The 26,490-nt window shown below is 74.6% G+C and carries 21 protein-coding genes and 1 pseudogene; 10 read left to right on the plus strand and 12 right to left on the minus strand.

Going from position 1 to position 26,490, the window contains the following annotated elements:
• Nucleotides 1-13 precede the first annotated feature (13 nt).
• The 3 genes from ACH4TL_RS43425 to ACH4TL_RS43435 form a co-directional block, all read right to left on the minus strand.
• Nucleotides 14-883 (minus strand): hypothetical protein, encoded by an 870-nt coding sequence (locus ACH4TL_RS43425; protein WP_398330581.1) that lies wholly within the window; start codon nucleotides 881-883, stop codon nucleotides 14-16.
• A gap of 242 nt (nucleotides 884-1,125) precedes the next feature.
• Nucleotides 1,126-2,661, minus strand: coding sequence for a hypothetical protein (locus ACH4TL_RS43430; RefSeq protein ID WP_398330496.1), 1,536 nt, complete (start codon nucleotides 2,659-2,661; stop codon nucleotides 1,126-1,128).
• A 170-nt stretch (nucleotides 2,662-2,831) separates the two neighbouring features.
• Nucleotides 2,832-3,536, minus strand: coding sequence for a GntR family transcriptional regulator (locus ACH4TL_RS43435; protein ID WP_398330499.1), 705 nt, complete (start codon nucleotides 3,534-3,536; stop codon nucleotides 2,832-2,834).
• A 187-nt stretch (nucleotides 3,537-3,723) separates the two neighbouring features.
• Here ACH4TL_RS43435 and ACH4TL_RS43440 point away from each other — a divergent pair, with 187 nt between their 5' ends.
• The 5 genes from ACH4TL_RS43440 (at nucleotide 3,724) to ACH4TL_RS43460 (ending at nucleotide 8,272) form a co-directional block, all read left to right on the plus strand.
• A complete protein-coding gene (locus tag ACH4TL_RS43440; RefSeq protein ID WP_398330502.1) occupies nucleotides 3,724-5,010 on the plus strand; it encodes an MFS transporter in 1,287 nt (428 codons plus the stop codon).
• Nucleotides 5,011-5,042: 32 nt separating this feature from the next.
• On the plus strand, nucleotides 5,043-5,831 hold the full coding sequence (locus ACH4TL_RS43445; protein WP_398330504.1) for a putative hydro-lyase: 789 nt from the start codon (nucleotides 5,043-5,045) through the stop codon (nucleotides 5,829-5,831).
• Between the two features lie 46 nt (nucleotides 5,832-5,877).
• On the plus strand, nucleotides 5,878-6,660 hold the full coding sequence (locus ACH4TL_RS43450) for a LamB/YcsF family protein (protein WP_398330507.1): 783 nt from the start codon (nucleotides 5,878-5,880) through the stop codon (nucleotides 6,658-6,660).
• A gap of 74 nt (nucleotides 6,661-6,734) precedes the next feature.
• Nucleotides 6,735-7,367 (plus strand): 5-oxoprolinase subunit PxpB, encoded by a 633-nt coding sequence (pxpB, locus tag ACH4TL_RS43455; protein WP_398330584.1) that lies wholly within the window; start codon nucleotides 6,735-6,737, stop codon nucleotides 7,365-7,367.
• The gene (locus ACH4TL_RS43460; protein ID WP_398330510.1) at nucleotides 7,364-8,272 is read left to right on the plus strand and encodes a biotin-dependent carboxyltransferase family protein; all 909 of its coding nucleotides are present in this window, start codon (nucleotides 7,364-7,366) and stop codon (nucleotides 8,270-8,272) included. The genes pxpB and ACH4TL_RS43460 overlap by 4 nt, the downstream gene beginning before the upstream one ends.
• On the opposite strand, the gene ACH4TL_RS43465 is transcribed toward ACH4TL_RS43460, so the two are convergent.
• Entirely contained in the window at nucleotides 8,239-8,454 is a 216-nt protein-coding gene (locus ACH4TL_RS43465; protein WP_398330513.1) for a CDGSH iron-sulfur domain-containing protein, read from the minus strand. The genes ACH4TL_RS43460 and ACH4TL_RS43465 overlap by 34 nt on opposite strands.
• 7 nt (nucleotides 8,455-8,461) lie before the next feature.
• Nucleotides 8,462-9,142 (minus strand): HemK2/MTQ2 family protein methyltransferase, encoded by a 681-nt coding sequence (locus tag ACH4TL_RS43470; protein ID WP_398330516.1) that lies wholly within the window; start codon nucleotides 9,140-9,142, stop codon nucleotides 8,462-8,464.
• Between the two features lie 119 nt (nucleotides 9,143-9,261).
• Between ACH4TL_RS43470 and ACH4TL_RS43475 the strand changes: the two genes are divergently transcribed.
• The gene (locus tag ACH4TL_RS43475) at nucleotides 9,262-10,335 is read left to right on the plus strand and encodes an iron-containing redox enzyme family protein (protein WP_398330519.1); all 1,074 of its coding nucleotides are present in this window, start codon (nucleotides 9,262-9,264) and stop codon (nucleotides 10,333-10,335) included.
• On the opposite strand, the pseudogene ACH4TL_RS43480 reads toward ACH4TL_RS43475, so the two are convergent.
• From ACH4TL_RS43480 to ACH4TL_RS43490, 3 genes and pseudogenes are all read right to left on the minus strand, one after another.
• Nucleotides 10,320-10,568: pseudogene (locus ACH4TL_RS43480) on the minus strand (WhiB family transcriptional regulator); the annotation flags it as partial. The gene ACH4TL_RS43475 and the pseudogene ACH4TL_RS43480 sit on opposite strands and share 16 nt — an antisense overlap.
• A gap of 216 nt (nucleotides 10,569-10,784) precedes the next feature.
• A complete protein-coding gene (locus ACH4TL_RS43485) occupies nucleotides 10,785-14,399 on the minus strand; it encodes a hydantoinase B/oxoprolinase family protein (RefSeq protein WP_398330522.1) in 3,615 nt (1,204 codons plus the stop codon).
• Nucleotides 14,396-15,286, minus strand: coding sequence for an SGNH/GDSL hydrolase family protein (locus tag ACH4TL_RS43490; RefSeq protein WP_398330525.1), 891 nt, complete (start codon nucleotides 15,284-15,286; stop codon nucleotides 14,396-14,398). Before ACH4TL_RS43490 ends, ACH4TL_RS43485 begins: the two co-directional genes overlap by 4 nt.
• Here ACH4TL_RS43490 and ACH4TL_RS43495 point away from each other — a divergent pair.
• Complete coding sequence (locus ACH4TL_RS43495; RefSeq protein ID WP_398330528.1) at nucleotides 15,279-15,554, plus strand: hypothetical protein; 276 nt, start codon at nucleotides 15,279-15,281, stop codon at nucleotides 15,552-15,554. The genes ACH4TL_RS43490 and ACH4TL_RS43495 overlap by 8 nt on opposite strands.
• 13 nt (nucleotides 15,555-15,567) lie before the next feature.
• Here the strand turns inward: ACH4TL_RS43495 and ACH4TL_RS43500 are convergent, their stop codons facing one another.
• The 3 genes from ACH4TL_RS43500 to ACH4TL_RS43510 form a co-directional block, all read right to left on the minus strand.
• Nucleotides 15,568-16,758, minus strand: coding sequence for a glycosyltransferase (locus ACH4TL_RS43500; RefSeq protein WP_398330531.1), 1,191 nt, complete (start codon nucleotides 16,756-16,758; stop codon nucleotides 15,568-15,570).
• A complete protein-coding gene (locus ACH4TL_RS43505; RefSeq protein WP_398330533.1) occupies nucleotides 16,755-17,900 on the minus strand; it encodes a glycosyltransferase family 4 protein in 1,146 nt (381 codons plus the stop codon). Before ACH4TL_RS43505 ends, ACH4TL_RS43500 begins: the two co-directional genes overlap by 4 nt.
• 197 nt (nucleotides 17,901-18,097) lie before the next feature.
• Nucleotides 18,098-19,522, minus strand: a complete 1,425-nt coding sequence (locus tag ACH4TL_RS43510; protein WP_398330536.1) for a HEAT repeat domain-containing protein — start codon at nucleotides 19,520-19,522, stop codon at nucleotides 18,098-18,100.
• A gap of 321 nt (nucleotides 19,523-19,843) precedes the next feature.
• Between ACH4TL_RS43510 and ACH4TL_RS43515 the strand changes: the two genes are divergently transcribed.
• Nucleotides 19,844-21,328 (plus strand): PP2C family protein-serine/threonine phosphatase, encoded by a 1,485-nt coding sequence (locus ACH4TL_RS43515; protein WP_398330539.1) that lies wholly within the window; start codon nucleotides 19,844-19,846, stop codon nucleotides 21,326-21,328.
• Between the two features lie 99 nt (nucleotides 21,329-21,427).
• Here ACH4TL_RS43515 and ACH4TL_RS43520 read toward each other — a convergent pair whose 3' ends face one another.
• Nucleotides 21,428-22,945, minus strand: a complete 1,518-nt coding sequence (locus tag ACH4TL_RS43520) for a hypothetical protein (RefSeq protein WP_398330542.1) — start codon at nucleotides 22,943-22,945, stop codon at nucleotides 21,428-21,430.
• Between the two features lie 273 nt (nucleotides 22,946-23,218).
• Here ACH4TL_RS43520 and ACH4TL_RS43525 point away from each other — a divergent pair, with 273 nt between their 5' ends.
• Together ACH4TL_RS43525 and ACH4TL_RS43530 are read left to right on the plus strand one after the other, a co-directional pair.
• Complete coding sequence (locus ACH4TL_RS43525; RefSeq protein WP_398330545.1) at nucleotides 23,219-24,322, plus strand: aminoglycoside phosphotransferase family protein; 1,104 nt, start codon at nucleotides 23,219-23,221, stop codon at nucleotides 24,320-24,322.
• A 133-nt stretch (nucleotides 24,323-24,455) separates the two neighbouring features.
• A complete protein-coding gene (locus tag ACH4TL_RS43530) occupies nucleotides 24,456-26,489 on the plus strand; it encodes an N-acetylmuramoyl-L-alanine amidase (RefSeq protein WP_398330548.1) in 2,034 nt (677 codons plus the stop codon).
• Nucleotide 26,490: the final 1 nt, after the last annotated feature.

A 26,490-nucleotide genomic window follows, 5' to 3' on the forward strand; every position in this document is an offset into this window, starting at 1 on the left:
TGGGAGGTGAGGATCAGGAGTGGAAGGGCAGACCGGCGTCGGCGACGAGGTCGAGGGCGTCGCCCTCCTCCGGCGGCAGGAGCGTGGCGCTGCCGTCGGCGACCGGCACGACGCCGAGGGCCAGCAGCTCGGACATGGCGGCACCGGCCGCCATGTCCCGCACCTGGAGCTGGTAGCGGGCGGTGGTGCGGTACGTGCCGCCGGACTCGTCCCCGGTGCGCTGGAGGAACCCGGAGTCGACGAGGAACGCGACGGCCTTGCCGATGATGCCGGTCGTCGAACCGGCCAGCCGCCGCGCGTCCTTGGTCGCGCCGGTGGCGCTGCGCCGCGCGTAGACCCGCCAGGCGGCCTCCAGGCCGGGCGCGTCGGTGGCCGGGTCGGTGTTCTCGCCCTGCTCCTCGGCGCGCTCCTCCAGGCGGGCGCAGGCCTGCCGTACGAAGGTGTCGACGCCGTTGACGGTGACCCGGCCGATGTACCCGTCGTCGGCCAGGTCCTCGGGGCGCGGGAACGCCATGGCGGCGACCGCGAGATGGGCGAGCCCGTGCAGGAAGCGGTCGGCGGAGTCGCTGGCGGCGCGGCGGGCGTAGTCGCCCATGCGGACGGCGAAGACGGAGTCCTCGGCGGCGGTCACGGCCATCCCGGCGCGGGTGGACACCTCCAGCACGATGAGGCCGAGCCCGGCGGCGACGGCGTCGGCGAGGCGGGCGAAGGCCGGTTCGTCGCGGTAGCGGCGCAGCAGCTCGGCGTACTCGACGTCCCGGGCGGGCAGCAGCTTGGGCTGGAGCCCGAAGGACACCAGCCGCGCCGCGTCGGCCGCGTCGGCGGGCGTGACCCCGCCACCCGCCGGACCGCTGGGCGCGGCGGTCGGCTCGGACTGTGCCACGTCGTCGGCGGCGTCGTACTCGGTCACGGCTGAGGCTCCTTGCACGGTGCGTTCTCACGGTGTGCGGCGAAGGTCCCGCCGCGGCCCGCACGGTCCCGCGACGGCGCCGGGGCGGTGCGAGGCGCCGGGGCCTCCTGCCCGGCACGGCGCGCGGGCGCGGCGGCGCGCGGCGGTCTCGGGGCGACCGCCCCGGAGCGCGCCGCGGCGGCGCGCGGGGGCGGCGGGGTGGCCTCGGGAGCCATCTACGCCACCTCCGTGCGGTCCGCGGCCATGCTCGCGGCGTCCAGGAGGGCGGTGCCGACGATGAGGTCGGCGCCGCCGAATTCGGGGTCCGTCAGCTCGGCGCCGTCGTCCACGGCGAACAGCAGGCGCTGTTCGCCCTGGCGGTAGGCGGTGCCGACCGGGGGGCTGGCGGCGTGGACGGCCAGGAGGGCGATCAGGTAGGGCAGGTCGGGGTCGCGGCGGCGGGCGTCGGCGAGGAGGCCGGAGAGGCGGCGCGGGGCGTCGGCGGGGAGGTCGAGGAGCTCCATGGCGACCGCGAGCTGTTCCTCGCTGAAGCGGCTGTCGTCGGGGGTCGCGATGAGGTCCGGTTCGGGCATCTCCGCGCCGAGGTGCTCGCGCTCGACGGGCGGGGTGAGGAGCATGTCGACCAGGTCGCCGACGCGGACGGAGGTCGGCGTCCGCATTCCGGTGCCGCGGGCGAAGAACGCGTCGGTGACGCGGCCCGCCCGCTCGACGGGGAGCGGCAGGATCGGGGCCAGGAGCTGTCCGTACAGGTCGAGTCCGGCGCGCGCGGCGGGCGGGGCGAACGCCTGGCGGTCCTGCTCGGCGCGGAACAGCGGACCGGCCTCCAGCAGCCGGGACTGGAGTTGGGTGTGGCGCCGGATGCAGTCCTTGACGATGTCGACCAGTTCGGCGGCGCGCCGCTTGTGCTCCGCGCCCTCGGCCTCGTCGCGCGCCTTGCGGATGTTGGTGAGGATCGCGTTCTCGTGGCGGTAGCGGTCGGCGACGTGGTCCAGCGCCTCGGTGATCATCTCGGGGACGGTGCGCAGCCAGTCGACCGCGCGGACGTTGCGCCGGGTCGCGTCGAGCGTGCGGCGCAGCGTCTCGGAGTACTGGACGGTGCGGTAGCGGGCCTGCTCGGCGGCGAGTTGGGCGTCGGCGAGGCGGCCGCGGCTGATGAGGACTTCGAGCTTGACCTCGGCGGCGATCTGGGCGCTGGTGACGTCCGTGTCGAGGGCGCCGACCAGGACGTTGACCGCTTCGTCGGTGGTGCGCAGATAGACGCTGCCACCGGGGCCCGGCACTTCCTCGATCAGCTTGAAGTCGTAGTCACGCCGGACATACGCACCGTCGGCGCCGAACGTGCCGTAAACGGCGCGAAAGCCGCGGTCCACGCTGCCGACGTTGATCAGGTTCTCCAGCACCCAGCGGGCGACGCGCTCGTGTTGGGCGACGGGCCGCTCCGGGGCCTGGGCGGCGACGCGGGGCAGCAGCCTGGCCACTATCTGTTCGTGGTCGGCGCCGGTGTCGAAGTCCATGTTGAGCGTGACCAGGTCGATGGCGGCGAGGGCGACCTCGGCCATCGCGTACACCCCGTACTCGCCCGCGAGGTTGGCCTTGCGGGTGTCCAGGTCATGGAGCGGCGCGGTGCACGCGAGCGCGCGCAGCCGCCGGGCCAGGCCCTCGTCGGCGGCCGGTCCCGGCGCCGGGCGGGCTGTCCCGTCATGGCCGTTGAGCTGGGGCGCAGTGGCGGCCCCAGGGGGTGGAGATGTCACGTCGCACAGATTAGGCGGTCGCACCGACAACGCACGAAACGGCGCGGAGATCCCGCTATGTCGGGGCGTGACGCCCGCCCGTACACCGGCGCGTCCCCGCTGACTCACCGACCGGACAGTCTACGGCTTCGCGGACGTTCCCTCCGGCGGGGCGCCGGCCGGGGCGAAGGTCAGCCGATGCGCTGGGTGTACGCCTCGGAGAGCTGCGCGAGCGAGTCCTCCAGGTAGGCGGCGAGCAGCCGCTCGGCGCCCGGCGCGTCGCCGTCCTCCAGTGCCCGCAGCATCTGGCGGTTGCGGTCGAGGTAGGGCTCGTGGAAGCGCCGGGGGTCGTCCATGGTGTGGAAGACGAGGCGGAGTTCGGCCAGCACGCCCCGCATGAGCTCGTCGGTGCGCGGGCTGCCCGCCAGGGCGACGATCCCCTGGTGGAAGCGGATGTTGGCGGTGCCGAGATCCCGCCAGGCGGCGTCGTGGGCTGCCTGGTCGCCCGCCGCCACGGCCTGGCGCAGCGCGTCGAGGGGGTAGGGCGGTACGCCGAGCCCGCGCAGGGCCGCGCATTCGACGAGCTGCCGCACCCGGTAGATGTCCACGACGTCCTCGACCGCGAGCACCCGGACGAAGACACCGCGGTTGAGTTCGTGGACGAGCAGGCGTTCGTGGGTGAGCAGCCGGAACGCCTCGCGCAGGGTGTTGCGGGAGATGCCGAGCGCGCCGCCGATGCTGTCCTCCGACAGCCGTGAGCCGGGCAGGATGAAGCCGTCCGTGATGCGGGTGCGCAGGATGTCGGCGACCCGCTCGGCGGTGCTGGTGCGCCCCAGCAGGGCACGGTCGTCCGCCAGCCCGGCGAACGCCGCCTGACCGGCTCCGTTCTTCCCCACGTGCCCTCTTCTCTTCTCGCCCGCGCCGCCCGTTGCCCCCTGTATACGGCCAGTCAACCGCAGAAAGAAGAACGAAACAACATGGGTATTGCCGGATCGTTCAACGATCCTCTACGTTGACCGGCAAGCCCGACCCGCCCGGGCGACCTCCACTCCTCTGCCACACATCCCTCTCTGCGAGGTGGCCATGAGCACGTCCCCGACAACGCCGACATCCCGCCCCGCCGCCCCGGGCGCCGAGGACAGCGGCGCCTTCGCCTGGCGCCGCGACCTCGGACCCCGTGGCCGCCGCGCCTTCAACGGCGCCTTCGGCGGCTACGCCCTGGACTCGTACGACTTCTTCGCCCTGCCGCTGAGCATGGTCGCCATCGCGGCGTACTACGGGCTCAGCAGCGACCAGACCGGGCTGCTCACCACGGTCACCCTCGTGGTCTCCGCCGTGGGCGGCGCGCTCGCCGGGATCCTGGCCGACCGGATCGGCCGGGTGAAGGCGCTGATGATCACGGTGGCCACGTACGCGGTCTTCACCGTGGCCTGCGGGTTCGCGCCCAATTACGAAGCGCTGCTGGTACTGCGCGCCTTCCAGGGGCTCGGGTTCGGCGGTGAGTGGGCGGTCGGCGCGATCCTCGTGGCCGAGTACGCGTCCGCCAAGCACCGCGGCCGCACGCTCGCCTTCATCCAGAGCTCCTGGGCGGTCGGCTGGGCCCTCGCGGTGATCGTCTACACCCTCGTCTTCCAGTTCGTCGACCAGGACCTCGCCTGGCGCGTGATGTTCTGGACCGGCGCCCTCCCCGCCCTGCTCGTCTTCTACATCCGCAGGAACGTCACCGACGCGCCCCAGGCCACCGAACAGCGGGTCGGCGCCACGGAGCGCGGTTCGTTCGCCGAGATCTTCCGCCCGGGGCTCCTCAAGACCACGGTCTTCGCCTCGCTGCTCGCCACCGGGGTCCAGGGCGGCTACTACACGCTCGCCACCTGGGTCCCGACGTTCCTCAAGGAGGAGCGGGGCCTCACGGTCGTCGGCACCGGCGGCTATCTGACGTCCCTGATCTCGGGCGCCTTCACCGGTTACCTCACCGGCGGCTACCTCACCGACCGGCTGGGCCGGAAGAAGACCATCGCGCTGTTCGCCTTCCTCTCCGCGGGCTGCATCCTCCTCTACACCAACATCCCGAGCGGGGCGAACACCCTGCTGCTGGTCCTCGGCTTCCCGCTGGGCTTCTGCATGTCGGCCATCTTCAGCGGCTTCGGCTCGTTCCTCAGCGAGCTGTACCCCACGGCGGTCCGCGGCACCGGGCAGGGCTTCACCTACAACACCGGCCGCGCCGTGGGCGCGTTCTTCCCGACCCTCGTCGGATACCTCGCCGGTGGCTGGGGTGTCGGCGGCGCGCTGGTGTTCGGCGCCGTGGCCTACGGCATCGCCGTCCTCGCCCTCCTCGGCCTGCCGGAGACCCGCGGCCGCGAACTGCTGTGACGGCGGACGGCCGAAACGAAAGGGAGCACGAGATGAGCGTCACCACACCTCCCACCGATCCCGCCCGCGCACGCGAGCTGTTCCGGTCCGGCCTCTCCTCGCCGACGGCCGGATGGGCTCCGGGCTACGCACAGGTCAACCTCGTCGCCGTCCCGGCCGACTGGGCGGAGGACGTGGGGCTCTTCTGCCGCCGCAACCCGGCCCCCTGTCCGGTCCTCGACACCACCGCGCCCGGCTCCGTCACCACCAGGCTGGCCGACGGCGCCGACCTGCGCACCGACTTCCCCGGCTACCGCGTCTGGGAGCACGGCGAACTCGTCGCCGAACCGGCCGAGGTGACCGCCCACTGGCGGGAGGATCTGGTCGCCTTCCTCATCGGGTGCAGCTTCACCTTCGAGACGGCGCTCGCCGCCGCGGGGGTGCCGCTGCGCCACATCGAGCAGGGCCGCAACGTGCCCATGTACGTGACGGACCGCCAGTGCCGTCCGGCCGGGCGGCTCGCGGGCCCGATGGTGGTCTCCATGCGACCGATACCCGCCGGGCTGGTCCCCCTCGCCCGCGAGGTGACCGGGGCGATGCCCGCCGTGCACGGCGCCCCCGTACACGAAGGGGACCCGGCCCTGCTCGGCATCCGCGATCTCTCCCGGCCCGACTTCGGCGACTCGGTAGAGTTCCGGACGGGCGACGTCCCGGTGTTCTGGGCCTGCGGGGTGACGCCGCAGGCAGCCGTCATGGCCTCCCGTCCGCCCTTCGCGATCACCCACTCACCGGGCCGGATGCTCGTGACGGACGTACGGGACGAGGAGTACCGCCGGCAATGACCCACCGCCCGTCCTCACCCCCCGACCACCGACCTCCGGAGGAGCGATGACCGACGCAGCGTTCGGCGCGCCGATGGACCTCAACGCCGACCTCGGCGAGGGCTTCGGCCACTGGCGGCTCACCGACGACGAGGCGCTGCTGTCCGTCGTCACCAGCGCCAATGTCGCCTGCGGCTTCCATGCCGGTGACCCGTCCACCATGCGGCGGGTGTGCGACCTGGCCGCCGAACGCGGCGTCCGCGTCGGGGCGCAGGTCTCCTACCGGGACCTCGCGGGGTTCGGGCGGCGTGCCATGGACGTACCGCCGGACGAGCTGGCCGACGAGATCGCCTACCAGATCGGCGCGTTGGAGGTGTTCGCCCGCTCGGCGGGCATCCGCGTCACCTACGTCAAACCCCATGGGGCGCTCTACAACCGCTGCGCGCACGACGCGGAGCAGGCAGCGGCCGTCGTGGAAGGGGTGCGTCTGGCGGGCGGGGAGACGGCTCTGCCCGTCCTCGGCCTGCCCGGCTCGCGGCTGCACGAGGCGGCGGGCGCGGCCGGACTGCCGGTCGTCGCCGAGGCGTTCGCCGACCGCGCGTACACGGCCGGGGGGACGCTCGTACCGCGCCGCGAGCCCGGCTCGGTCGTCACCGACTCCGGTGCCGTCGTGAAGCGCTCCCTGATGATCGCCCGCGACCGGGCGGTGACGTCGCTCGACGGGCAGCGGGTCGAGGTCGCCGCGCGGTCGCTGTGTCTGCACGGCGACACCCCGGGCGCCGTCGGCCTGGCCCGGCGGGTACGGAGCGAACTCGAGGCCGCTGGCGTGCGGGTGGAGGCGTTCACGTGACCGGTGGTGCCACGCCCGTACGGACGGCGGGAGCCGACGGCGAGGCCGGGGCCCCGCCGCCCGGCACGCGCGTCCTGCCCGTCGGCGACCACGGGCTGCTCGTCGAACTCGACAGCGGCGAAGCGGCCCAGGCGCTGCACGCGGAGATCCTGCGCCGCGCGGCGGCCGGCGAACTGCCCGCCGTGACCGAGATCGTGCCCGCCGCGCGGACCGTGTTCCTCGACGGTCTCGACGACCCCGCCCGGCTCGCCGCCGAGCTGCCCGGCTGGCCGATCCCGCCGCTCACCAGGGACCGGGTGCGGACCGTCGAGATACCGGTCGTCTACGACGGCCCCGACCTCGCCGGGGTCGCTGCGGCCTGGGGCGTCACGCCCGCCGAGGCCGCGGCGATCCACTCCGGTACCGAATTCCGGGTCGCCTTCTGCGGGTTCGCCCCCGGCTTCGGCTATCTGACCGGCCTGCCCGACCGGTACCAGATGCCCCGCCACGCCACCCCGCGGACCAGGGTCCCGGTCGGCTCCGTCGCCCTCGCGGGCCCGTACACCGGCGTCTATCCGCGCTCCTCCCCCGGTGGCTGGCAGCTCATCGGCACCACGGACGCGGTGCTGTGGGACACCGCGCGCGATCCGGCCGCGCTGCTCACGCCCGGCACCCGCGTCCGCTTCGTCATGGCGGAACCGGCCGGTTCTGATGGGAGGACACAGTGACCGACAGCGCCTTCGCGGTCGTCCGGGCGGGCGCGCTGACCACCGTCCAGGATCTGGGGCGCGCGGGCCACGCCCATCTGGGCGTGCCCCGCTCCGGCGCCCTCGACGGGCCCGCGCACCGGCTGGCGAACCGTCTCGTCGGCAACCCGGAGGACGCGGCCACCCTGGAGACCACGCTGAACGGATGCGCCGTACGGCTCCGCCGCGCGGCGACCGTGGCGGTCACCGGCGCCCCCTGCCCGGTCACCGCCGACGGCCGTCCCGCCGCCTGGGGCGCGCCGGTGCGGCTCCCGGCGGGCACCGTGCTGGACGTCGGCGCGGCCCCGCACGGGGTGCGCGCGTACGTGGCGTTCGGGGGCGGGGTCGACGCCGAGCCGGTGCTCGGCAGCCGCTCCACCGACGTGCTCTCGGGGCTCGGACCGGCACCGCTCGCCGACGGCGCGGTGCTGCGGCTCGGCGCGCCGTACGGACCGGCCCCGGCGGTGGACTGGGTCCCGTACGCGGGCATCGTGCCGGAGCTGGTGCTTCCGGTGGTGCTCGGTCCGCGCGACGACTGGTTCACCGCCGCCGGGCTGCGCACCCTCACCACCGGCCGCTTCCGGGTCGCGGCCGCGAGCAACCGGATCGGACTGCGCACCGAGGGCCCGGCGCTGGAGCGCGCCACGGAGGGCGAGCTGCCCAGCGAGGGCATGGTGCTCGGCGCCCTCCAGGTGCCGCCCGACGGCCGTCCGGTGCTGTTCCTCGCCGACCATCCGACCACCGGCGGCTATCCCGTGGTGGGCGTCGTACCGGAGCCGTATCTGGCCGACGCGGCGCAGGCCGTCCCCGGCACCCCGGTGCGGTTCGCCCCGCTGCGCCGCCCGCGCCCGGGTCAGCCGTCCCGGGTGCGCACCGGGCGGCGGTGACTGGTGTCGCACCAGGGGTAGCGGCCGCTGCGGCCGCAGGCGCACACCGCGACCGTCATCCGGTCGGAGCGGACCGTGCTGCCGTCCGCCAGGACGACCTCCACCGGTCCCTCGACCAGCAGCGGCCCCTCGGGGTCGACGATGACGCGCCGCGCCGGGCGGCTCTCGTCAGGCGGGCTCATCGCGGGCTCATCGGGCGCAGCTGCTGCACTCGGTCGTACGGATGGCACGGATCACCACCAGCTCCTCCTTGTCGTCGCCCGGCCCGATCAGCCCCCGGGAGGCCAGCCAGGGGCCGCGCCGCAGCAGGACGGGCCCGAACGGGACGACGCGGCGTGCGGTGACGTCCACGTGCAGCCCCTGCTCGGCCAGCCGCTCCAGCGTCGTACCGACGCCGCTCAGCGCGGACTGCACGAGCAGCAGCACTCCGCGTGGGCGCAGCAGTCCCGGCATCCGGGCGCACAGCCGGTCCAGCGCCGCCCGGCCGTCCGGCCCGGCGTTCCAGGCGCGGCCGCCCCCGGCGCGGTCGAGGCGGCGGGGTGAGGGCGAGGGCACATAGGGCGGGTTCGCCAGGACGACGTCGAAGCGCCGCCCGGCGGCGACGGACGCCAGGCCGCCGAGGCGCACCCGGACCGGCTGGCCGCTGAGCCGGGCGTTCAGCCAGGCCGCCAGCACCGCGCGCGCCGAGATGTCCACGGCGTCGACCCCCACGGCTCCGCAGCGCGCGGCGAGCAGCGCCAGCGCGCCCGTGCCCGTGCCGATGTCCAGCACCTGGGCGCCCGGCATGGCGGGCTCACGGCACACCGCCTCGGCCAGCAGGGCGGTGTCGTCCTGCGGTGCGTACACCCCGGGAGGCGCAATCAGTCGCATCCGTCCCAGGTACCTCATCCGCACCAGTCGAAACCGCGCCGGTGTGAGCGGCGGGATGCGTCGACGGGTCACCCGGGGGCACTCGGGGGAACCGGAAGGGCGGAGGTGCGACGGTGTCGATGACGAGTCCCCCCACCGGGTGCGCGCCCGCGTCGCCCGCGCTGCCGGAGGCGCGCGGCCCGCTGTCCGCGGCGGTCAGCGGCGCCCTGCGCCGGACCCCGCCGCCGACCGGGCTGCCGGAGCCCGGGGACGCCGACCCGTTCGGCGAGGACCTTCAGCTCGCGCTGTACCTGGCGTACGAACTCCACTACCGCGGCTTCGCGGGCGTCGACGAGAGCTGGGAGTGGCAGCCGGATCTGCTACGGCTGCGGGCCGCCCTGGAGGAGCGCTTCCTGGGCGCGCTGCGCGAGGCCGTGCCCGGGGGCGCGGATGTGGCCGGTGAGCTGGACGCGCTGCTGGCCGAACCGCTGGACGCGCCCGGCGTCAGCCACCACCTCAAGAGCCGCGGCACCTGGGAGCAGCTGCGCGAATATCTGGCGCACCGGTCGCTGTACCAGCTCAAGGAGGCCGACCCGCAGGCGTGGCTGATCCCCCGGCTGACCGGACAGGCCAAGGCGTCCCTGGTGGCGGTCGAGTACGACGAGTTCGGCGCGGGCCATGGCGACCGCGTGCACGCCCGGCTGTTCGCCGAGGCGATGGCGGGCGCGGGCCTCGACCCCGCTTACGGCCGCTACCTGGAGCAGGCGCCCGCCGAGACCCTCGCCACCGTCAACCTGATGTCGCTGCTCGGTCTGCACCGGTCGCTGCGTGGCGCGATGACCGGGCACTTCGCCACCCTGGAGATCACCTCGTCGCCCGGGGCCCGGCGGCTGGCCCGCGCGCTGGAGCGGCTGGGCGCCGAGCCCCGGTGCGTCACGTTCTTCACCGAACACATCGAGGCCGACGCGGTGCACGAGCAGCTGATGCGCCGGGACGTCATCGGCGGCCTTCTCGACCGGGAGCCCGAGCAGGCCCCGGCCGTCGTGTTCGGGATCCAGGCCACCGGCTACCTGGACGCCCGCTGGTCGGACCGCCTGCGCGCGGCGTGGGCGGCGGGCCGCCCCTCCCTGCGCCTGCCGCTGTGCGACGGCTGGCCGCCGCGCGGCGGTGCGCCCGGGCCGCCCGGGCCCGGCGAGGGTGCGCCGCGCGCCTGACGCCGCGCCCGCTGGCGCAGCACCCGGCGTTCCTCCTCATCGGTGCCGCCCCACACGCCGTGGGTCACGCCGGTGTCCAGCGCGTAGGCGAGGCACTGGTGCATCACCGGGCAGCGGTGGCAGACCTCCTTGGCCAGGGCCTGCTGAGCCTGGGCCGCGGGTCCGGCCGCCCCCACCGGGAAGAACAGCTCCGGGTCCTCGTCCACGCATGCCGCGCTCTGCCACCAATCCATGACTGCCCCTTCTGCGATACGTCTGTGCGATGCGCCGTGGCGAATTCCCGCCCTCGCCCACAGGGGTGCGACGCGTCCAGTGGGTGGTGATGGAGGTACGAAGCCGACCCCGGGAACGAGGTTTGGCGGGCTTGATACGAATCGGGTTTCCCACCCCCGCGACCGCAAACGGAATTGATCCCGCCAATGCGGCGGCCGGCGTCCGCGGTCCGGCGCTCAGTCCGGTGCTCGGTCCGGCGCCGGGCCGTAACCGCCGCCGCCCGGGGTGTGGACGACGAGGAGGTCGTCCACACCGACGTCGGCCACGTCGCAGCCGGTGAGCCGGTCCACCGAGCCGTCGGCGCGCTCGATCAGGTTGGCGCCGAGCGCGCCCGGCGCGCCGCCCGCCATGCCGTACGGGGCGACGCGGCGGTGGCCGGTGAGCAGCGCCACCGTCATCGGCTCCAGGAAGCGGATGCGGCGGGTGACGCCGTGGCCGCCGCGCCAGTGGCCGCGGCCGCCGCTGTCCCGCCGCACCTCGAAGCTCTCGACCCGCACCGGATAGCGCCACTCCAGGACTTCGGGGTCGGTGAGCCGGGAGTTGGTCATATGGGTCTGCACGGCGTCGGCGCCGTCGAAGCCGTCGCCCGCGCCCGAGCCGCTGGCCACGGTCTCGTAGTACTGGACGCGGTCGTTGCCGAAGGTGACGTTGTTCATCGTGCCGGAGCCCTCGGCCTGGACGCCGAGCGCGGCGTAGAGGGCGCCGGTGACGGCCTGGGAGGTCTCGACGTTTCCGGCGACCGTGGCGGCCGGGTACACCGGGGCCAGCATCGAGCCCTCGGGGATGCGGACTTCCAGCGGCTTCAGGCAGCCGCTGTTGAGCGGGATGTCCTCGGCGACCAGGGTGCGGAAGACGTACAGCACGGCCGCCATCACCACCGAGCTGGGCGCGTTGGCGTTGCCCGGCTGCTGCGGCGACGTACCGGCGAAGTCCAGGACGGCGCCGCGCGCGGCACGGTCGACGGTGACGGCGACGCGGATGACGGCCCCGCTGTCGGTCTCGTACGCGCAACAGCCGTCCCGGAGGGCGCCGACGATGCGGCGTACGGACTCCTCGGCGTTGTCCTGGACGTGGCCCATGTAGGCGTGCACGACGTCCAGGCCGAACTGGCCGATCATCCGGCGCAGTTCCTCGATGCCCTTCTCGTTGGCGGCGATCTGGGCGCGCAGATCGGCGAGGTTGGCGTCCGGGGCGCGGGAGGGGTACGGCCCTGCGGTCAGCAGCTCGCGCGTCTCGCGCTCGCGCAGCGCGCCGTCCCGCACCAGCAGCCAGTTGTCGAAGAGGACGCCCTCCTCCTCGATGGTGCGGCTGAAGGCGGGCATGGAGCCGGGGGTGATGCCGCCGATCTCGGCGTGGTGGCCGCGGGAGGCGACCAGGAACAGCAGCCGCGTCCCTTCGTCGTCGAAGACCGGGGTGACGACCGTGACGTCCGGGAGGTGGGTGCCGCCGTGGTACGGGTCGTTGATGGCGTAGACGTCGCCGGGCCGCATGGCATCGCCGTTGCGCCGCAGCACCTCCTTGATGGACTCGCCCATCGACCCCAAGTGCACCGGGATGTGGGGCGCGTTGGCGATGAGGTTGCCGTCGGCGTCGAACAGGGCGCACGAGAAGTCCAGCCGCTCCTTGATGTTGACGGAGTGGGCGGTGTTCTCCAGGCGCAGGCCCATCTGTTCGGCGATGGCCATGAAGAGGCTGTTGAAGACCTCCAGCATCACCGGGTCCACCCCGGTGCCGACCGCGGACGTACGCGGCCGGGGCCTCACCCGGGTGAGCAGCAGATGGCCGCGGTCGCCCAGGGCCGCCTGCCAGCCGGGGTCGACGACGGTCGTCGCGTCGTCCTCGGCGATGACCGCGGGGCCGGTGAGGGCGTCCCCGGGGCGCATCCCGGCGCGTTCGTACAGGCCGGTGGGCCGCCACCGGCCTGCGGTGAACGTCTCCACGGTCGCCACCGGCACCAAGGCGCCCTCCCTGGGCGGCTGTTCCACCGCGTGGCCGCCCGCCGGGCCCGCCGCGCCGACCGCCTCCACCGACACCGCCTCCACGACGAGCGGCTTGTCCATGGTGAACGCGTAGCGCGTGCGGTGCGCCCGTACGAAGCCGTCGGTCATCGCGGGGGCGGAGTCCAGCGGTACGGGGAGCGCGGCGTCGGTGCCCGCGTACCGCAGATGGGCCCGGGCCGTGGTGTGCACGCTCTCCTCCGGAACGCCGTCCGCCAGCAGCTCGTCGCGGGTCTGGCCGGACAGCCGCGCGCACAGCTCGCGCACCCGGGGCAGCGACTCCTCGTTCAGCTCCGTCTCCACGGCCTGCTCGCGCATCGCGGTGGCGTCGGCGACCCCGATGCCGTACGCCGAGAGCACCCCGGCCAGCGGCGGCACGATCACCGTGCCGATGCCGAGGGCGTCCGCGACCGCGCACGCGTGCTGGCCGCCCGCCCCGCCGAAGCTGGTGAGCGCGTAGCGGGTGACGTCGTGGCCGCGCTGCACGGAGATCTTCTTGACCGCGTTGGCCATGTTGAGCACCGCGATGTCCAGGAAGCCCGCCGCGACCTCCTCCGGGCCGCGCCGGTCGCCCGTCGCCTCCTCGATCTCCCCGGCCAGGCGGGCGAAGCGCTCCCGTACCGTGTCCGCGTCCAGCCGCTGGTCGGCGTGCGGGCCGAAGACCGCCGGGAAGTGGGCGGGCTGGATCCGGCCCAGCACCACCTGAGCGTCGGTCACGGTCAGCGGGCCGCCGCGCCGGTAGCAGGTGGGGCCGGGGACGGCACCGGCCGAGTCCGGGCCCACCCGGTAGCGGCGGCCGTCGAAGTGGAGCACCGAGCCGCCGCCCGCCGCGACGGTGTGGATGTTCATCATGGGCGCGCGCATCCGCACGCCCGCGACCTCGGTCCCGAAGACCCGCTCGAACTCGCCCGCGTAGTGCGACACATCGGTCGAGGTGCCGCCCATGTCGAAGCCGATGACTTCCGTGTGTCCTGCCTCGGCGGAGGAGCGCACCATGCCCACCACTCCGCCCGCCGGCCCCGACAGCACGGCGTCCTTGCCGCGGAAGTGGGCGGCCTCCCGCAGCCCGCCGTTGGACTGCATGAACATCAGCCGGATGCCGCGCAGCTCGGCGGCCACGTCCTCCACGTACCGGCGCAGGATCGGCGAGAGGTACGCGTCGACCACGGTGGTGTCGCCGCGCGACACCAGCTTCATCAGCGGACTCACCTCATGCGAACAGCTCACCTGCGTGAAGCCGAGGTCGCTGGCCGCCTCGCCCACCGCGCGCTCGTGCGCGGCGTACCGGTAGCCGTGCGTCAGGACGACCGCGGCGCTGCGGAAGCCGTCGCGGTGCGCGGCGCGCAGCGCCTCCGTGGCGGCGTCGAGGTCGAGGGGGCGTACGACGGTGCCGTGCGCGTCCACCCGCTCGGGCACCTCGATCACCCGGTCGTACAGCGCCTCCGGCAGCACGATCCGGCGGTCGAACAGCCGGGGGCGGTTCTGGTACGCGATGCGCAGCGCGTCCCGGAAACCGGCCGTGACGACGAGCACCGTGGGCTCGCCCTTGCGCTCCAGCAGGGCGTTGGTCGCGACGGTGGTGCCCATCTTGACGACGGCGATCCGGTCGGCCGGTACCGGCTCGTCCGGCCCGAGCCCCAGCGTCTGCCGGATGCCGGCGACGGCCGCGTCCCTGGTGCGCTCGGGGTGGTGGGACAGCAGCTTGCGGGTGACCAGGCGGCCGTCCGGGCGCTTCCCGACGACATCGGTGAAGGTGCCGCCGCGGTCGATCCAGAATTCCCAGCGACCGGTCATCCCGCCATTGTCGCAGCGTGCGGTCGCTTCGCGCTGGGTGTGACGGGCGTGGCCGGCTTCGCCCGGGGCAGCGAGGCGAGCGCGGCCAGCGCCGCCCGGTGTTCGCGGCCGTCGAGCAGCTGCCCGGTGCCGCGCAGGCGGTGACGGACCTCCTGCGCCGCCAGCGCGAGGAGCCCCGGCAGCAGATCGGTGCAGCGGTCCACGACCCAGCGCGTGCCCCGCGTCGCCATCCACCAGGCGCTCGCGGCACGCGAGGGCGCCTCGCCGTCGAGCGCCGTGGGCGGCGGGTCGCCCATGGCGACGCCGCGGGCGGTGAGCGCGGTGTGGAACTCCCGCGCAAGCAGCCGGTGTCCCAGCTCGCTCGGATGCAGCCGGTCCACGCTCCACGCCGCGCGGTCCATGACCCAGCCCTGCTCGGTCAGCTCCACGTGCACCGCCCCGTACCGTCCGGACAGCGCGTGCACCACCGTGTTGACGGCCCGCATACGCCGCCCCAGCGGCCGGGCCAGCGCGTCCGGCAGCCCCAGCATCCGGCCCGGGTCGGGCAGGCACGCGGTGAGCACCACCGTCCCGTCGGCGCGCAGCGCGCCGATCGTCGCGTCCAGGGCCTCGGCGACCCGGCGGATGTCGAAGGTGTCGCGCAGGGTGTCGTTCATGCCGACCACGACGGACGCCAGCTGCGGACGCGCCCGGCGAGCGGCGGCCAGCTGCTCACCGGCCACGTCGGCGGCGAGCGCGCCGCTGCGGGAGACGTTGACGAAGCCCCCGGGCTCCCCCGCCGTCCCGGCGAGCAACGCCGCCCACCCCCGCCACCCACCCCCGACGACAGGATCCCCGAGCCCCTCGGTGAGCGAATCGCCGAGCGCGACGAAGCGAACGGTGCGCACGGCACTGTCCCCGTCCGGCTCGCCCGGTACGCCTACAGCGGGCGCTCCCACCGCCGGGTCGCCCACGGCAACACCACCGGCAGCCACCGGGCACCGGATCTCCGAAACCACCGCCGGGCCCGCCAAGCCACCGGGCACGGCGGCAACGGCCCGGCTGGCGTTCGCGGCGGCCGGGGCCGGGATCACCACGGACGGGCTGTTCGCGGACGCCTCCGGGATGGACCGCGCGTCGGGCGCCGGAAGCTGGTCGGGGTGGTGGTCCGGGTAGGCGCGGGGTGCGCTCACCGGGGGCCGCCGAGGGCCGTGCGGGCCGGGGCCCGGTCGTCGGATGCGACGCGGGACGCGTCATGGGCGGCCAGGAAGGCGTCGACCGCCGCGGGCCAGCTGTAGCGCTCGGCGCGGGCCCTGGCCGTCGCTCGGCGTACGGGCTCGGGGCGGGCCAGGACCTCGGCGACGGAGTCCGCGAACGCCGCACCGCCGTCGGCCGCCGTCGCGCCCGCCGGGCCGACGATGTCGGGCAGCGCGGACAGGGCGCTGACCACGACGGGCGACCCGCACGCCAGCGCCTCCAGTGCGGCGAGGCCGAAGGTCTCCGCCGGGCCCGGGGCGAGGACGACGTCCGCACTCGCCTGGAGCGCGGCCAGCCGGGAGCGGTCGCCGACGTGGCCGAGGAAGACCGCCGGAAGTCCCTCCGCGCGGGCGCGCGCCTCCAGCCGGGGGCGCATCGGGCCGTCGCCCGCGACCACGAGCGCCGCCCGGACGCCGCGCCGCCGCAGCTCGGCGAGGGTGTCGAGCGCGCGGCCAGGCCGCTTCTCGGGCGCCAGCCGGGAGCACATGGCGAGCAGGACCGAGGCCGCGCCCCGGTAGTGCTCGCGCAGGGCACCGTCGTAGTGGGACGGGTGGAAGTGGCCGAGGTCGACGCCCAGGGGGGCGCGTACGACATTGCGCGCGCCGATGCGTACGAACTCGCGCTCGGCCCACTCCGTGGTGCACACGACCCGCGCGTACGCCCGCGCGGTGCGGCGGTTCAGCCGGTCGGCCGCGCCCCGGGCGGCGGCCTCGGGGACGCCCCAGGCGCGCAGGACGGCGTCGGCGCTCTCGTGGGAGACCATCACGGCGGGCACGCGGGCGCGCCGCGCCCACTCCCCCGTCCAGCGCAGCGTGGTGCGGTCGGAGACCTCCAGCCGGTCGGGCGCGAGCCCGTCGAGCAGCCGGGCCAGCCGCCGCCGGTCGGTCAGCAGCCGGTAGCCGCCGGTGCCGGGCACGGCGGGGCCGGGGAGGGTGATCACCCGGCCCTGCCGGGTGTGCTCGTCCGCGTCGCGCTCCCCCGGCACGATCAGGACAGACTCGTGCCCGGCCGCCTGATAGCCCGCGCCCAGCTCGCGCAGCGCGGTGCGCAGACCGCCTGAGGAGGGGGTGACGAAGTTGGCGAGCCGGACGATGCGCAGGGGCCGGTCGGTGTTCCCGCTCATGCCGCCACCGCCGTACGGGCCATGAGCACCTCGGCATAGTGGTCGATCAGCTGGTCGACGATGGCCGCCCAGGTGCGGCCCTCGACCGCCTCCCGGCCCGCCTGCCCGAGCGCCGCGCGCATCCGGGGGTGGGCGTCGAGGAGCGATACGGCGTCGCGTACCTCGTCCGCGTCGCCGGGCGGCACCAGCAGTCCGGTACGGCCGTGGTCGACGAGGTCCAGCGGGCCACCCGCGGCGGGCGCGACCACCGGCACGCCGCTGGCCTGCGCCTCCTGCACGGTCTGGCAGAAGGTCTCCTGCGGGCCGGTGTGCGCGAAGACGTCCAGCGAGGCGAAGATGCGGGCCAGCTCGAGGCCGGTCCGGCGGCCGAGGAAATGGGCGCCGGGCATGGCGGCGCGCAGCGCGGGCTCGCTCGGGCCATCCCCGACCACGACCACCCGGACGCCGGGCAGCGCACACAGCGGGGCCAGCAGCTCGACGTTCTTCTCGGGCGCCAGGCGGCCGACGTAGCCGACGATCAGCTCACCGCCGGGGGCCAGGGAGCGGCGCAGCTCGGGGTCGCGGCGCGAGGGGTGGAAGCGCTCGGTGTCCACACCGCGCGGCCACAGCGCGACCCGCGGCACCCCGTGCTCGTCGAGGTCGCGGGCGGCGGCGGTGGACGGGGCGAGGGTGCGGTCGGCGGCGGTGTGCACGGCGCGTATCCGGCGCCAGGCCGCGTTCTCGCCCGCGCCGAGGTACGTACGGGCGTAACCGCCCAGGTCGGTCTGGTAGACGGCGACGGCGGGGATCCGCAGCCGCAGCGCGGCCGTCATCCCGCGCGCGCCGAGCACGAACGGGCTGGCCAGGTGGACGAGATCGCTGCGGTGCGAGGTGATCGCCGCGGCGAGCCGGCGGCTGGGCAGCGCGACGCGCACCTGCGGATAGCCGGGCAGGGGCAGGGAGGGAATCCGGACAACGGGAAACGGGTGCGTGCCGTCGACGTCCCCGCCCCCGTCGGACGGCGACCCGTCGTGCGGGCCCGCGGGAGCGATGACGAGCGGGGAGTGACCGCGCCGGTGGAGATGCTGGGCGGTCTGGAGCGTGCAATGAGCGACGCCGTTGATGTCGGGCGGAAAGGATTCGGTCACGATGGCGACTCGCATACCGGTGTTGTCGGCGTACGAAGGGTGGCCCCGGCATCGTGCACCTTGCGAGCCGTGAAACGTCCCGTGAGCGTTGGCCCCCGCGCCCGCCGAAGCGGGGTGAACCACCCGAAACCCGGCGCCGACCCCGGGGTTCACGGCCGACCACCTGGCGTAAACCCGTCCCCCGCCGCCACCCGCCGTTCACCGGCCCGGGGTCAGACCTCCGCGGCGTCGGGGTCGATGCGGCTGCGGACCGCGGTCTGGACCTCGGCCTCCTCGGCCGGGTCGGCGGCCAGGCGGCGGAGTTGCTCCACGACCCGGGCGTCACCCGTGGCGGCGTGGCGGGCGGCGAGTTCGCGGGTGGTCTCCTCGCAGTCCCAGAGGCATTCGACCGCGAAGCCCGCGGCGAACGAGGGATCGGTGGCGGCCAGGGCGCGGGCGGCGCGGCCGCGGAGGTGGGAGGAGGCGGTTTCGCGGTAGACGTGGCGCAGCACGGGGGCGGCGCAGGTGATCGCGAGGCGGCCGGCGCCGTCCACGAGGGCCCACAGGGCCTGGCTGTGCGGCCCCTCGGCCCGCACCGTGCGGCGGAGGGCGGCCAGGACGAGGCCCGCGTCGTACACGCCACCGCGCGCGGCGAGCATCGCGGCGGCCGCGGCGCCGAGCGCGTCGGGGCGGTGGGCCCAGATCCGGGCGCGGTCCAGGGCGGTGATGCTGCGCATGCGTTCGAAGGCGGAGAGGGCGGCCCGGGAGACCGATTCCGAGGCGTCCGGCTCGGTCACCGCGGCCTCGATCAGGTCCAGCACCTCGGGGTCGCCGGTGTCCGCGAGGTACCGCAGGGCGGTCGCGCGGGCCGCGTCCGGGGCGGACGCGGCGGCGGCCAGCAGCTCGGGCCGGTCCTCGGGACCGGCGACGGCGGCCAGGCAGCGGGCGGCGGCGTCGGGGCGCCGGGTTTCGGGCCGCAGGTCGTGCTCCCGCTGGGCCCAGGCCAGGACGTCGTGGACGCTCCAGCCGGGCCGCGGCCCCGAGGGGCGCAGCTGGCGCTGCCAGCGGTCGAAGGAGCCCTGCTCCTGCGCGGCGCGCACGCGGCGGCCGTACGCCGGGTCGTCGCCCCACAGCCGCCAGGGCCGGGGCTCGTAGGCGCCGCGCGCGGCGGCGGTCAGCTCGGCGTCACCGTCGGGGGTGTCGGGGAAGCGGCCGAGGACGGCGGGGGCGAGGGCGCGCAGCCCGGCGTCGTCGTCGCGCAGGGCCAGCTCGTCCAGGGCCCATTGCCAGTTGCTGCCCGCGGCGGCGTACCGGCGCAGCAGCCGCAGCGCGTCGAGCCGGTCGTACGCGGCGAGGTGGCCGAGGACGGCGAGGGCGAGCCCGGTGCGCTCCTCGTCGGTGTTGACGAGGTCGTCGGGGTGGAAGAGGTGCTGTTCGATTTCGTCGAGGTCCGCGTCGAGGTCCAGGCAGAGCCGGGCGTAGTAGAGGGAGCGGTTCTCGACCTGCCAGTCACGGCGGGGGTCGTGCAGCACACAGTGGTGCAGTGCCGCGAGCGCCTCGGCCCGCGGCGCGGCGAGGGCGTGCAGAGTACCGTCGCCGCGGCCTCGCTGGAGGAGGCCGAGCAGGGTACCGCTGGGCGCTATGTCTGGATCGAACATGAGGTCAGCATCCGGTGCGGGGGGTTCGCTGGCAACGGGATTTCCTTCGCCCGGCATTCTTGCCGGTGTCCTGGCGCCATATGCCGGATGAACACCTGAACTGAGGGATTCCCGAGCGCCGCAGCCTACCCGGAACCGAATGCTCCACCGAGCCGTGTCCGACTTGCCCCGGGAAGGCCATGGGCATATGCCGGAAGCACCACCGGATCGGGTATTGCCAAACGACTTACGCGACGTCGCGGCCTGTGCAAGAGTCGTTACCGGCCTTTTCCCCACCAGACCCGGCTGCGCCGCCCCGTACCGGCCCGTATCGGAGAACACATGCCGCCCCCCCGCTCCGCGGAACAACCCGCCGCCCCGTCGCCCCAGCGCGGCACGGTCGACGCGCTCATCACGCAGACGCGGCGGCTCCGCGGCGGCATCGCCGCCGTGCGGCGCGACACCACGGCGGACCTGAGCGGTACGGCGAACGAGACCCAGCTGCGCTGGCAGCGCGCCCTGTGCGATCTCGCCGTCCACCACCTGGACGACCTCGGCCAGCATCTGGACCAGCTGCGGGAAGGGCTGCCGTCCGAGAAGCCCGAGCGGCCCGAGCGGCCAGGGGAAGCGACGAGGGCGGCGGCTCCGGAGGAGAAGCCCCTGGAGGAGGACGCGGCCCGGCAGGGCCCCGGCCCCGGCTCGCTGCTCCACCGCGTCGGCAGCGCCGAGTGGAACCTCCTCACCGACCAGGTGACCTGGTCCGACGAGCTGTGCCAGATCTTCGGCCGCGGCCCCGACGAGGGCGGGCTGTCCCTGGACGAGCTGCCCTCCTGGGTCGTCGCCGACGACCAGCCGCTGCTGACCGCGATGGTCACGGACTGCCTGGTGGACGGCAAGCCGATCGACGGCGAGTTCCGGGTCGTCCGTACGGATGACGCGGTCCGCACGGTGCACATGGCGGGCGAGCCCGTGCTCGACACCGACGGCAGCACCGCCTCCATGTGGGCCGTGCTCCGCGACGTGAGCGAGCTGCGGCGCAGCGAGCGGGCGGTGCGCGAGTCCCGCGACTCGCTCCAGCGCCAGCGGCTCATGGCCCGCGCCGAGCGCCGGCTGGCGGTCGAGCTGCACGAGGCCGTCCTGCCGCCGTGGCGCGGCTCCGCGCCCCTCGCGCGCGGCGGGCGGCCCGCGGGCAGCGTCCTGGATGTCGCCTCTCACTACTTCCCCTCCGCGGACAGCGCGCTGATCGGCGGCGACTGGTACGACGCGCTCGACCTGCCCGACGGCGGCACCCTGCTCAGCGTCGGCGACCTCACCGGCCACGGCGTCGCCGCGACCTCCGGCATGGCGACGGTGCTGGGCGCGGTGCGCGGCATGGCGGTGGCCGGAATAGAGCCAGGCCCGCTGATGGGGCGGCTCAACGAACTGCTCGACGTCTCCTCGCAGCCCGCCCTGGGCAGCGCCGTCTGCGGGCGGTACGACCCGGCCACCCGCACCCTGGTGTGGTCGCAGGCCGGGCACCCCGCCCCGCTGCTGTTCCGCGACGGGACAGGGCGCGCGCTGCGGCCCCCGGCCGGGGTGCTGCTCGGCGGCACGACGGGCGCCATGTACGCCCAGGCCGAGGAGCGGCTGGAGCCGGGTGATCTGCTCCTGCTGCACGCGGGCGGGCTCGCCGAGGACCCCACGGTGGCGGCCGAGCGGCTGCTCGCGCTCGCGCCACGGTTCGCCGCCGCCCATGGCACGCGGGAGTGCGTACGGGTGGTGGCCGAGGAGTTCGACGACGAGCGGCGTGAGGGCGACGCCTGCGTACTGCTCGCGATGATCGGCTGACCGGTCCCTACGGGTACGACTGGGCACAACCGGCCGATACGACGCGCTACTGGTGAAAAGAGCTACCGGGTTGAAGGGGCTACCGGTGGATACGACGGGCTAGACGGCCGTGCTCCTCGCCGCCCCGCCCGCCCCCTTCGCCCCGCCCCCGGCTCCCTTCTGGTGGCCAAGACCCTTCGGCATGGCCTGCTGGATCTCCGCCCGCAGCTCCCGCACCGCGGGCGACGAGCCGTACGGCGCGGTGAGCCGGTACATCTCCCGCAGCCGGTCCCAGGTGCGGTGCGAGGAGTTCTGCTCGATCGTGGCCAGCGCCTGTCGGGCGCACGCGGCCCCCTGCTCGGGGTCGTCACCGATGAAGGAGGCCGAGGCGATGGAGATGTGGTCGAAGATCTGCGACCGCTGACGGCCGCCCTCCCGCATCCGCAGCGCCTCCTTGGCGTGCCGCTGTGAGATGGCCGCGACGTCCGGGGCGTGCTCGGCCAGGGTGCGGTAGACCAGCCCCTGCATCCCGTGCATGTCGGCCTCGTTGAACAGCTGCATCCAGCTGGGCGCGGGCCCCCGGTCCTGGTCGGAGACGAACAGCTCCTCCGCCTCCCCGAGGGTGCGGCGCACCGCCTGGCCGTGCCCCTTGGCGGCGTGCGCCCAGGCCTCGATGGTGCGGAACATGGCGCGGGTGCGGGGCAGTGCCCGGTCGCCCGCGCCGGAGGACGCCAGCTTCATCAGATCGAGGGCGTCGTCCGGGCGGCCGAGGTGCACCATCTGGCGGGCGGCGCGGGACAGCGCCTCGCTCGCCCGCGGCAGGTCTCCGCCCTCCCGGGCCGCGTGCGCGGCGATGACGAAGTACTTCTGGGCGGTGGGCTCCAGGCCCACGTCATGGGACATCCAGCCCGCCAGCACGGCCAGATTGGCCGCGACGCCCCACAATCTGCGCTGGAGATCCTCGGGGTGGCGGTAGGCCAGCATCCCGCCCACCTCGTTGAGCTGGCCCACCACGGCCTTGCGCTGGAGCCCGCCGCCGCGGGCCGCGTCCCAGGCGCGGAAGACCTCGACCGACGACTCCAGCGCGTCGATCTCCTGGGAGCCCACGGGGGCGGCCTCATAGCGGTCGAAGCCCGCGGGCTCGGCGGCGGCGAGGGGGTTGTCGGAACGGGGCGCGTCGGTGGCGAGGGTGGGGTCGGAGAGCAGCCATTCGCTCATGGCACCGGTGATGGCGGATCCTGCGGCGAGCGCGGCGCCCGCACCCACCAAGCCGCGTCGGTTGAACATAAGGTCCATTCCCGTGAATTCGGTGAGGACCTCGGCCGTGGACTCGGGCGGCCAGTGCAGCCCGTCGGCGGACTGCCCCTTTCCCGCGCGCCCACCTCGTCCGAACCCGAGGTCCTCGATGGTCACCACTCGACCGAGGCGCTCGGTGAAAAGGACGGCCAGCACCTTGGGCACGGGATCGCGCGGCGTCTCGCCGGTGTCGATCCAACGCCGCACCCGCGAGGTGTCGGTCGCCAGCTGCGGGTGGCCCATGACCGCCGCGCGCCGGTTCACGAGCCTCGCGAGCTCGCCCTTGGACCAGCCGGCCAGGCCGAACAGGTCCGCAAGACGGGTGTTGGGTTCCCTCGTCACGTCAAGCCCCCAGGATCCTCGGCTGACTTGACAGTAACGGGCCGGTCACGAGCCGTGCGACTATTCGCCAGGGTTCGCCAGGGTCCGCCAGATGGTGTGCCACCCGCGCGCGGGTGTGATGTAGGAGTGCGCTACCCGGCCCGGTGGCGGTTGGAAAACCCAGCTGGAAAACCCCGTTGGAAAATGCCAGCCGCATTCCCCAGGGTGCGGCCCCGCCCCCGGGGCCGGGAGCGTACGTACATACGTCGGCACACGAAGGGATCTGTCTCGCCCATGTACGCAGCGTCGTCCTCCGTGTCCGCCCCGCCTCGGCCGTACCGGCGGCAGCTGCCCGGCAATGGGCCGTACCTCGATCCCGCCCTCGGCGGCCGCGCGCGGCGGGCCGGTGCCCCCGGCTCCGTGCCGCCCAGCGGAAGACTCGACGTGTCCGGTCCCCAGGGTGCCCAGTTGCGCACCGCCATCGCCTCGGTCCATCGCATCTGTCCGGAGTTCAACCCGGTCCAGGTGCTCCGGCGCAGCGGGCGTTCGGTCCTCCTGCTCGGTTCGACGGGCCGCACCACGGCGGTCGCCAAATGCCTGCTGGACCACTCCCCGGCGTGGGCCGAGCGGTTCCGCCGCGAGATAGCGATGTACCGGACGTTCGTACGACAGCGTCCGCCCGTCCGGGTGCCGCGGCTGATCGCCGCCGACCCCGACAACTGCACTCTGGTCATCGAGCGGCTGCCCGGGCGGATCGTGGCCGCGCAGCGCCATCCCGCCGAGGCGCCGCCGCGCGCCGACGTACGGGCCGCGCTCGGCGCGATCTGCCGGATCAACCAGTGGCGCCCGCCGGGGGACCTCTTCGACGCCCCGGTCGACTACGCGGCCCGGCTGTCCCGCTATCACGAGCTGGGGCTGCTGACCGACCGTGACATGGGCGATGTGCGCAAGCTGCTGCGCGGCGTCTCCCAGGCGGCGGGGCGGCATCTGCCCGCCCAGTTCTGCCACGGCGACGCCCTGTTGAACAACGTGCTGCTGTCGCCCTCGGGCGCGGTCCTCATCGACTGGGACCACGCGGGCTGGTATCTCCCGGGGTACGACCTGGCGACGCTGTGGGCGGTGCTGGGCGACGCCCCGGTGGCCCGGCGTCAGATCAGCCAGCTCGCCCAGGCGGCGGGCCCGGCCGCGCGGGACGCGTTCCTGGTCAACCTGATGCTCGTCCTCACCCGGGAGATCCGCCGGTACGAAACAGCGGTGCAGCGCACCATGCACGATCCGGCCCCGGTGGTGCCGGGTGTGATGGCCGCCGGTGAGGAGCAGCGGCTGCTGCTGCGGCGGCTGCACGACGACTGCGGTCTGGCCCGGCGCGCCGTGCGCGCGGCGGTCGGCACGCGTTGACGTGCGAACGCCTCTTTGCACGACGATGATTGACGGATCGCCTGGCAGCGGATAGCTGTAAGCCGTGCCTCCTCCCATCCGGGCAGGCGAGGCACGGCTACGGTTCGGCTCAGCCCACCTCGAGGAGGCTGCAATGCCAGGATCCGCACAGTCCGCACAGGACGACAGCGCCCACGACGCGGACAGACCGGTCTCCGGCCCCAGCCGGAGGACGGCACTGCGCACCGCGGGCGCCGCCGCGTCCGCCGCTCTTCTGCTCCCGATCGTCTCCGCGGCCCCGGCCGCCCACGCCGATCAGCCGCCCTCGGACGGCACAACGGATGCCGGAGCGCTGCAACGGGCTTTCGCGGCGGCGGCCAAGGAGCACCGGGTGCCGCTGAGCGTGCTGCTGGGCGTGTCGTATCTCCAGTCGCGCTGGGACGGGCATCGCGGCGCGCCCAGCGTCACCGGTGGCTACGGCCCCATGCATCTCACCGACGCCTTCACCGCCCTCTCCGCCGCCCCGCACCACAGCCAGGGCACCGAGGACGCCCGCGGCGACCAGGCGCGGCCCCTGCGGGTGCCGGAGGCCTCGGTGCCCGAGCCGCGGCAGCTGCCCGCGCGGCTGCGCACGCTGGACCGGGCCGCGGGGCTGACGGGGCTGTCCACCGCCGCGCTGCGCGGCGACGCGGCGGCCAATGTGCGCGGCGGGGCCGCGCTGCTGGCCGCCGAGCAGAAGCGGCTGGGGCTGCCGCCGAGCGACGATCCGGCGGAGTGGTACGCGGCGGTGGCGGCCTACTCCGGCGCCGACAGCGCCACGGCGGCCGCCGTGTTCGCCGACGACGTCTACGACGTGATCCGCGGCGGCACGGCGCGCACCACGGGCGACGGGGAGCGGGTCACGCTCGCCGCCGTCCCCGATGTCGCCCCGGACCGGCGGCAGCTGCGGTCGCTCGGCCTGCCGGACCGCAAGCGCGATCCGCACGTCGAGGCGCCCGGCAATGTGTCGTGCGAGTGGATCCCGGCCCCCTACGAGCAGTTCGGGGACGACGACTACGGCAATCACGACCTGGGCAACCGGCCGCTCTCCCAGTCCATCGACTACATCGTCATCCATGACACCGAGGGCTCCTGGGACACCACCATCAAGCTGGTCCAGGACCCCACGTATGTCTCCTGGCAGTACACGCTGCGCTCCTCCGACGGCCATATCGCCCAGCACGTGCCGCTCAAGGACGTCGCCTGGCACGCGGGCAACTGGTACGTCAACGCCAAGTCCATCGGCCTGGAGCACGAGGGCTTCCTGACCGCGCCCGACGCCTGGTACACGGAGGCGATGTACCGCTCGTCGGCCCGGCTGGTGCGGTGGCTGGCGCGGCGGTACGACATCCCGCTGGACCGCCAGCACATCCTGGGCCACGACAATGTGCCCGGCACGACCACCGCCACCATCAAGGGCATGCACACCGACCCGGGCCCGTACTGGGACTGGGCGCACTACTTCACCCTCCTCGGCGCGCCCTTCCGCCGCACCGCGGGCGCCTCCGGCGGGCTGGTCACCGTCCGCCCGGACTACGAGACCAACGAGCCGGTGTACACCGGCTGCGATCAGGCCGGTCAGGAGTGCGCCCCGCACGGCTCGTCCGCGGTGCGGCTGCACACGGCGCCGAGCGACGACGCCCCGCTGGTCAAGGACATCGGGCTGCGTCCGGACGGCGCCGACTCGACCACCGGCGTCAACGACACCGGCGCCCGCGCCACCACCGGCCAGCAGTTCGCGGTCGCGGGGCGGCAGGGCGACTGGACGGCGATCTGGTACCTCGGCCAGCAGGCGTGGTTCCGGAACCCGCGGCGGCGGCCCACGGCCGTGTACGGCAAGGGCCTCGTCGTCACGCCGAAGCCGGGCCTGGCGGAGGTCCCGGTGTACGGGCGGGCCTACCCGGAGAAGGAGGCGTACCCGGAGGGCGTACCGGTGCAGGCGGTCTCGCCGCTGCCGTACAAGCTGCTCGCCGGGCAGCGTTACGCGCTGGGGCTGCGGACGCAGGGCGAGTATCTGTGGGCGACCACGTTCGATCAGGCCGGGCACAAGGTGGTGCGCGGTCAGGACGCCTACTACCAGATCCAGTTCGGGCACCGGGTGGCGTTCGTCCGGGCCGCTGATGTGCGGGTGCGGCGCTCGGGGCGGTGAG

The sequence above is a fragment of the Streptomyces sp. NPDC021115 genome, from assembly GCF_044333065.1.
GTDB lineage: Bacteria > Actinomycetota > Actinomycetes > Streptomycetales > Streptomycetaceae > Streptomyces.